The organism is Acidaminococcus sp., from assembly GCF_050873445.1.
Lineage (GTDB): Bacteria > Bacillota > Negativicutes > Acidaminococcales > Acidaminococcaceae > Acidaminococcus.
Map to the genome: position 1 here is coordinate 22,348 of NZ_JBNMIU010000026.1, position 7,586 is coordinate 29,933.

Consider the following 7,586-nt stretch of genomic DNA (forward strand, 5'->3'; position numbering starts at 1 on the left):
GGATCATGGCAAAGCTGAAATACGATGCCAGGCGCCGGCGGGCACTGAATATCGTATGGGATGTTTCCTGGGACTACCATTTTGATCCGGACTTTGTGGCCTACGGTGAGACAGGGGCGCCGGATCTGTACCTGAACGCCGTGGTAGGCCTTACCCGGAAATATTACGATGTGAAGCTGATCCACCAGATGTTCGAAGAGATGAAGGACAGCGCCCTGGTAGACACGTTTACGGACCTGTTCTGGCTGGGGCTGGAATTCTGCACATACGCCAGGGAGATCTCTGTGCGGCCGGTGCTGAAATACCTGCGGGAGCAGCATGCTCACGCCTATTTTGATGGAACAAAGCTGGACAAGCAGGGCGTGGCCCACGAAATGCAGGCGGCCCGGTGGCACGAGGTCCTGGGCGAGAAACGGGATCTGCATGATCCCTGGGCCAGGGGTCTGTATCAAGGACTGTGCTTCGACCCCGACTGGACTACCCAGCAGCTCTGCGACCATTTCAGGAAGCTAACTAAGAAATATTTCGTGTCCCACTTCCTGGTGCGCGAAAGCCTGGAAAAGGTCATCATCAGCAAGGGACTGGGTGACCTGATCGACTGGCTGCTGCCCCACATCAACCGGAAACAGGAAAGTGTTTTCAACTTCCTGTATTCCAAGAAGCAGGCCCTGGATATCCTCTCCGGGAAAAAGGCCCATAATGGTCTGATGGATATCATCACGGGGCAGACCCAGGCGGAAAACTATCAATATATCATTGACTGTTTCGGAGCCAGCATCTATCCGCCCCGGAAGATGCTGGACATCGACCAGGCTTGGTGCAGCGGTCCCCACAGGGGCTGTCACCTGCATTTCACCCGGGGGCGCCTGGGCAGCAGGGGAGCCACCGGGGAAGCATCCCGCTGGCTGGAAGGGGCACATCAGCAGCGGGTGAAGAACCTGGCTTATTATAAGGATCACGGTGAGCAGTGCCGGAAGAGCATTGCCCGGCTGACAGGCCAGCTGCGCGGCGTCATGCGCATGAGCCGTGCCAGGCTGCCCATCCCTTCGAAAGAAGGGGAGCTGGTGCCAGGGCTGGTGTGGAGAGCCCTGAAGGTGAACGACAACCGGGTGTTCTTCGAAAACGAAACTGTATCGTCACCGGATTTTACCGTGGATCTGATGCTGGATGCTTCGGCCAGCCGGGGCGAATACCAGCAGGTCATTGCTTCCCAGGCTTATGTGATCGCCGAAAGTCTGCGGCAGTGCGGCATCCCCTACCAGGTGTATTCTTTCTGCACCCTGCGGGATTACACTGTGCTGACCCTGTTCAAGGATTACAGTGATAAAAAGCGGTGTACCAGTATCTTCAACTATGTGGCTACTGGCTGGAACCGGGACGGGCTGGCCCTGCGGGGCGCCCGGCAGCTTATGGGGGATTTCACCCACACCCGGAAGATCCTGATCATGCTCACTGATGCGGAGCCCAACGATGATAAGCCCCTGGTAGGCGACGGGCTGTTCAGCTCGTCGGAATACCGGGATGAAAAGGCCGTGGCCAATACGGCTGACGAAGCGGCTGATCTGCGCCGGGAAGGGATCCGGGTCATCGGGCTGATCAACGGAGAAAACAGGCACATCATGGGTGACGCCCGGAAGATCTTTGGCAAGGACTGCGTGGAAGTCAAGGACCTGGATAAAATGGCCGACAGCGTGGGGAAGATGCTGTGCCGTCATATTGAAGCACTGTGAAAAGTGAAGGGCGCAGCATTGACTTTTCCCTTTCCCCTTGTTACAATGACTCCATACAGCTACAAACTGACAAAGGCAGAGAACGGAAGGAGTACGATGCCGCTTGTACAGCAGAGAGGATGCGTATGGTGGAAGCATCTGTGCAATGCATGGGAAGTCGTCCGGGAGCCGGCAGGGTGGAAAGCCCTGCCCGGGTAAGGCACGTTACGTCTTTGAAGGTGCTCAAGCGATTGAGAATGTAGGTGGTACCGCGAATAACTCGTCCTATAGAATAGGACGGGTTTATTTTTTTAAGGAGGCAGAACATGGCAGAAGAAAACAATATCCCCAAGGTCTATGATCCGGCCGCGGTGGAAAAGAAATGGTATGCATACTGGATCGAGAACGGATTTTTCCATCAGCCGGTGGACAAAAGCCGCAAACCGTTCAGCGTGGTGATCCCGCCTCCCAACATCACCGGGAAGCTGCACATGGGCCACGCATTGGACAATACCCTGCAGGATATCCTGGTGCGCTGGCATCGGATGATGGGCGACAACACCTGCTGGCTGCCCGGTTATGACCATGCCGGCCTGGCTACCCAGATCAAGGTGGAAGAGGAACTGAAGAAAAAAGAAGGCCTGACCCGCTATGACCTGGGCCGGGATGAATTCGTGAAACGGGTCTGGAAATGGAAGGAAGAATACGGTGACACCATTGTCACCCAGCTGAAATCCCTGGGCATTTCCTGTGACTGGGACCGCCAGCGCTTCACTATGGACGAAGGCCTGAGCCGTGCCGTACGGGAAGCTTTCGTGAGCCTGTATGAAAAAGGCCTGATCTATAAAGGCACCCGGATGATCAACTGGTGTGTGAACTGCCGCACGGCCCTGTCTGATGTGGAAGTGGAACACCAGGATGATCCCGGTGCGCTGTGGTACATCAAATATCCCATCGTGGGGGAAAATGACAGCTATCTGACCATTGCCACCAGCCGTCCGGAAACCATCCCCGGCGATACGGCTGTGGCCGTGAACCCCAAGGATGAACGGTACGGCAGCCTGGTGGGCAAGAAAATCCTGCTGCCTACCACAAACCGGGAAATCCCCATCATCGCCGATGAATATGTGGACCTGGAATTCGGTACCGGCGCTGTAAAGATTACGCCGGCTCATGACCCCAACGACTATGAAGTGGGCGAACGCCATAACCTGGAAAAGATCGTGGTCATTGGCCTGGACGGCAAGATGACGAAGGCGGCCGGCAAGTATGAAGGTCAGGACCGCTACGAATGCAGAAAGAACATCGTCCAGGATCTGAAGGACATGGGCCTTCTGGTCAAGATCGAAGATGCGCCTCACTCCGTGGGCCACTGCCAGCGCTGCCACCATGTGGTAGAACCCATGGTCTCCACCCAGTGGTTCGTGAAGATGAAACCTCTGGCCGAAGCAGCTATCAAATGCGTCACCGAAGGCCATACGGAATTCGTGCCCAGCCGGTTTACCAAGACCTACCTGCAGTGGATGGAAAACATCCATGACTGGTGCATTTCCCGTCAGATCTGGTGGGGCCACCGGATCCCTGTGTGGTACTGCGATGACTGCGGTGCCGTTTCCGCCTCCCGGACGGATCTGACCGCCTGCCCGAAATGCGGCAGCACCCATATCCATCAGGATGAGGATGCCCTGGACACCTGGTTCAGTTCCGGCCTGTGGCCGTTCTCTACTTTCGGCTGGCCGGACAAGGCACCGGAACTGGAACAGTGGTATCCTACCAGTGTGCTGGTCACCGGTTATGACATCATCTTCTTCTGGGTAGCCCGGATGATCACCATGGGTGAGGAATTCATGGGCAAGGAACCCTTCAAGCACGTGTTCATCCACGGGCTGGTGCGGGATGAACAGGGCCGCAAGATGAGCAAATCCCTGGGCAACGGCATCGATCCTCTGGATGTGATCGGCAAATACGGCGCTGATACCCTGCGGTTCATGCTGATCACCGGCAACACCCCCGGCAACGACATGCGGTTCTACTGGAACCGGATCGAAAGCACCCGGAACTTTGCCAACAAGATCTGGAACGCTTCCCGGTTCGCTCTGATGAACCTGGACGGCTACGATAAGGATGCGGAAAAGGCTCCTCTCACCCTGGCTGATCAGTGGATTCTGTCCCGGCTGCAGCATACCATCCAGGAAGTTTCTGACGACCTGGCAAAATTCGAACTGGGTGAAGCCGGCCGTCTGATCTATGATTTCATCTGGGGCGAAGTGTGCGATTGGTACATCGAACTGGCCAAGCCCCGTCTGTACAACAAAGAAAACGCTGCCGAACGGGCCACGGCCCAGGGCGTGCTGTGCAAGGTGCTGGGCGATGCCATGAAGCTGCTGCATCCCTACATGCCCTTTATTACGGAAGAAATCTGGCAGCATCTGCCCCACGAAGGCAAGAGCATCATGATCGCTCCCTGGCCGAAAGCCGATGACAAGCTGATCGACGACACGGTGGAAAAACAGATGACCGTCATCATGGATGTCATCAAATCCATCCGGAACATGCGGGCAGAAGTGAACGCTGCTCCGGGCCATAAGGCTCCGGCTACGGTACTGGTGGATGAGGAACTGAAGGACGTGTTCAAGTCCCATGCTTCCTATATCCAGCAGCTGGGCACGGTGGACGACCTGACCATCGGCGGCATGGATGATGCCGCTCCGGAAAATGCCATGGCTGCCGTAGTGAACAGTGCCAAGGTATACCTGCCGCTGAAGGGCCTGATCGATGTAGAAAAGGAACTGGCCCGTCTGCAGAAGGAACTGGACGGTGCTGAAAAAGAAGCCAAACGGGCTGCAGGCAAGCTGGGCAACCAGAACTTCCTCTCCAAGGCTCCGGCCGAAGTGGTGGAAAAAGAAAAGACCAAACAGGCTGAAGTGCTGGCCCGGATCGATGGCCTGAAGGAACGGATGGAAACTCTCCGGAAACTGTAACCACGAAAGGAGAAACGCGATGGAATATACGGATGCAGTAGCGTACGTAGAAAGTCTGGGCAAATTCGGCATCCATCTGGGGATGGAACGGATCCAGGGCCTGGCGGCCCTCCTGGACCATCCGGAGCGGAAGATCAGGACGGTCCATGTGACCGGCACCAACGGAAAGGGCAGTGTGACGGCCTTTTTGACCAGTATCCTGAAGGAAAGCGGCAAACGGGTGGGAACGTATACTTCACCCCACTTTGTCCGCTATAACGAACGGATCTGTCTGGACGGGGAGGAAATCTCCAACGAAGATTTTGCCGCCGTAACGGAAAAGACGAAGGACGCCCTGGACAAGTGGCTGGCAGACGGGGGCGAACAGCCCACCCAGTTTGAATTCATTACGGCCATGGCCTTCCTGTATTTCGCTGAGAAAAAGGTGGATATGGCGGTAATCGAAGTGGGCATGGGCGGCCTGTGGGATTCTACCAACATCATCACACCGGAAGTTTCCGTGATCACCAATGTGACACTGGAACATACGGAACGGCTGGGCAGGACCATCGAGGCCATTGCTGCCCAGAAAGCCGGCATCATCAAACCGGGGGTACCGGTGGTGACGGCAGCCGAAGGGGCCGCTTTGGACGTCATCCGGAATACGGCAGAAGCCAGTCACTCTTTCCTGTATGTGCTGGGCGATGGATTCTCTGTGCAGATCCTGGCAAGTTCCATGGGTGCCCAGGAATTCCTGTACCGGGCAGGGGAGAAGCAAATGGATGTGACCATCCATCTGCCTGGCGAGCACCAGGTGCTGAATGGGGCTGTGGCGCTGAAAGCGGCCGGACTGCTGGCAAAGAAGGATCCGGCAATTACGCCGGAAGCCATCCTGAAAGGGATGGACGAAACCCGCTGGCCCGGCCGGCTGGAACGGATCCATGAAAAACCGGACATCATCCTGGACGGGGCTCACAACCCCTCCGGCGTCACCGTGCTGCGGAAGGCCCTGGACGAATATTACCCCGGGGCGCACCGCTGTTTCGTGTTCGGCATGATGGCAGACAAGGATGTGAGCCAGGTATCGGACATCCTGTTCCGGCCCGAAGATACCATTTATACGGTGCTGGCCCATGTGGGCGACCGGTCGGAAACACCGGAGAAACTGGCCAGACGGCTCCACAAGAATGCGGTGCCCATGGATGATCTGACCGCTGCGTATCATCAGGCGGTCAGTGAGGCCGGACCGGAGGATGTGGTGGTTGTCTGCGGCTCCCTGTACCTGGTGGGGACGTTCAAGGAACTGGGACTGGACAGGTAGGAATATGGAACGACCACGAGGCTGGGGCCTTCCCAAATCCTGGAACCTGAACCAGTGTACCTTTGCCGTATTGTGTGTGCTGTTCTTCATCCTGCCCTTGAACCAGCTGGCGGCAGGCATCGTGTTCTGTATCTGCTTCCTGATGAACCTGGTGAACTGCTGGCGAACCCGGCAGTTCTGGCCGGCCTGCCAGGTACCTAAGGTCATCAGTCGTCCCCTGTGGGCGCTGTTCCTGCTCAGTGCGGTCAGTGTATTCTGGTCGCCGGATCCTTTGGCCTGCGGCCTGAACTGGCTGTGGGTGGTAGGGCAGGAAGCCGGGCTGTTCTACCTGGTGCTGCGCTATGCCAGTACCGGCCGGCGATCTCTGTTCCTGATCAAGGTGTTCATGATCTCGGCGGGCATCGTGGCGGCCTATGGCATCTGGCAGTACTTCTTTGGCACCAGCCTGCAGAATGCGGAATGGATCGACCATGATGCTTTCAAGAACCTGTCCAGAAGGGCCATTTCCACCCTGGTGAACCCCAACATCCTGGGAGCTTTCCTGGTGACTACGGTGGCCTACTGTGAAGGGATCTTCGCCCCTCTGGAGGGAGGCAGGACCCGCTGGGTCCTGGCCGGCATCTTCCTGCTGGCCACGGCCTGCCTGATCCTGACCTTTTCCCGGGGCAACTGGGTGGCGTATTTTTGGGTGCTGTTCGTGTTTGCCGGGGCATTTTACCACAAGGCATTCCTGCCTTTTATCGGCGGGGGCCTGGGGGTGCTGTACGTGGGCTGGAACCGGCTGGCTGCCCGGATCATGTCCATCTTTTCCGTCCATGATACTTCAGCGGAACTGAGGTTCTTCTATCTGCAGAGTTCCCTGGACATGATCCAGGAACATCCTTTCGGAGTGGGGTGGTACGGGTACGGGTATGCTTTTCCCGATTATAATTTCTTCATTTCGGAAGATGTGTTCATGTATCACAGCCACAACCTGCTCCTGAACATTACGGCGGAACTGGGCATCGAAGGACTGCTGCTGTTTTTGTTCCTGATGCTCCATATGTTCAGGCTGGCCCGGGAAATCCGGCACCGGAAACGGACCCGGCCCTGGATCAGGGGCGTGGCCTGCGGGTATATGGCCTATCTGGTAGGGGTGTTCATCGGCGGACTGACGGACCATACCTTGTTCAACAGCCAGCTGGGCATGCTGTTTTGGGCTGGAAACGCCATTGTATTGATCCTTGACCAATTGAGCAGACCCAGGGAAAAAACGGCTCAGAACGAAAAATAAGAGGAGCTGTACGATTGTCAGACTTTGAATCTGACAATCGTGCAGCTCCTCTTTTGTTGAAGTTGATCAGGTTAGAAAGAGAACAGACCCAGCATCAGACCGCACAGCAGAGAAATCCAGGACAGGATCCACAGACGCGGTGCGCAGAATACCAGCATTTCCCGCAGGGAGATGCCAGCCAAGCCGCAGGCCAGGAAGGTGGTAGCGGCGTGCGGGGTGACCATGACACCGTAGTTCTTGCCGATCAGCATGGCCATAGCCATGTTGTGCGGGTCAACGCCGAACTGTTGCCCAACGCCGATGGCCAGAGGCAGCAGGCCGAA

At 56.7% G+C, this 7,586-nt stretch carries 4 protein-coding genes, 1 pseudogene and 1 other annotated feature; of the genes and pseudogenes, 4 read left to right on the forward strand and 1 reads right to left on the reverse strand.

Features of this window, described 5'->3' with window-relative positions; all coding sequences use genetic code 11:
* The first annotated feature begins 5 nt into the window (after positions 1-5).
* The 4 genes from ACR0QW_RS05985 to ACR0QW_RS06000 all read left to right on the forward strand — a co-directional run bounded on the left by ACR0QW_RS05985 (position 6) and on the right by ACR0QW_RS06000 (position 7,263).
* Positions 6-1,730 carry a hypothetical protein gene (locus ACR0QW_RS05985; RefSeq protein ID WP_432642798.1) on the forward strand — a complete coding sequence of 575 codons (1,725 nt, stop codon included), beginning with the start codon at positions 6-8 and terminating at the stop codon, positions 1,728-1,730.
* A 69-nt stretch (positions 1,731-1,799) separates the two neighbouring features.
* Positions 1,800-2,000 (forward strand) — a binding site (T-box leader).
* Between the two features lie 35 nt (positions 2,001-2,035).
* Positions 2,036-4,690, forward strand: a complete 2,655-nt coding sequence (locus ACR0QW_RS05990; protein ID WP_432642799.1) for a valine--tRNA ligase — start codon at positions 2,036-2,038, stop codon at positions 4,688-4,690.
* Positions 4,691-4,709: 19 nt separating this feature from the next.
* Positions 4,710-5,990, forward strand: a complete 1,281-nt coding sequence (locus tag ACR0QW_RS05995; RefSeq protein WP_432642800.1) for a bifunctional folylpolyglutamate synthase/dihydrofolate synthase — start codon at positions 4,710-4,712, stop codon at positions 5,988-5,990.
* A gap of 4 nt (positions 5,991-5,994) precedes the next feature.
* Positions 5,995-7,263 carry an O-antigen ligase family protein gene (locus ACR0QW_RS06000; protein WP_432642801.1) on the forward strand — a complete coding sequence of 423 codons (1,269 nt, stop codon included), beginning with the start codon at positions 5,995-5,997 and terminating at the stop codon, positions 7,261-7,263.
* A gap of 71 nt (positions 7,264-7,334) precedes the next feature.
* Here ACR0QW_RS06000 and ACR0QW_RS06005 read toward each other — a convergent pair.
* A pseudogene (locus ACR0QW_RS06005) lies at positions 7,335-7,586 on the reverse strand (CitMHS family transporter); the annotation flags it as partial.